The sequence below is a fragment of the Leptospira semungkisensis genome (assembly GCF_004770055.1).
Taxonomy (GTDB): domain Bacteria; phylum Spirochaetota; class Leptospiria; order Leptospirales; family Leptospiraceae; genus Leptospira_B; species Leptospira_B semungkisensis.
On the sequence record NZ_RQEP01000007.1, the window covers coordinates 1 to 565 of the forward strand.

Annotated in this window: 1 pseudogene; it reads left to right on the top strand. The window is 41.8% G+C overall.

Annotated features, from left to right (window positions below):
* Positions 1-62 precede the first annotated feature (62 nt).
* A pseudogene (locus EHO59_RS07700) lies at positions 63-565 on the top strand (hydrogenase large subunit); the annotation flags it as partial.

Here is a 565-nt window from a genome sequence, read left to right on the forward strand (position 1 = left end):
TTACTTCTACTTCTTCTCAGCACCGGTTGCTGGGGATTTTACCTTCTTTTACATGGTGTATTATGAAAAACGTTACCGGTATTTTTCATTCTTCTGAAACCAAACAGACTCATAGATTCTGGCTGACCAAGGACGGGATTGAAAGAGAAACTCTTTCCAAATCCGAAGAGAAGAATCTTTATGAGGATCATGCAAATCCGATCTGGATCTTAAGACATAGCCTCGGAACAAACCAAGGTCCTGAAGATTATTCTCATATCGATTATGAGAAGTATCTTTCTCAAGATAGAAAGCATCTCTTGGAGAAGTTTCTAACAAGAGCAGGGATCAAAGACATTATCTATCGTGGTTTTAATGTTCCTGTTCCGCCATCTTATTATTCTCATGCGGTCGGTCCAATCCATGCGGGTGTGATCGAGCCGGGTCATTTCAGATTCATCGTCCAAGGAGAGGTCATCCAGAATTTGGATATCCGCTTAGGTTTCCAAAGAAGAGGACTCTTGGACTTATTGAAAGGCAAGAATAAGGATGATATCTCTTCCTACGCGGAAGCGATCTCCGGAGA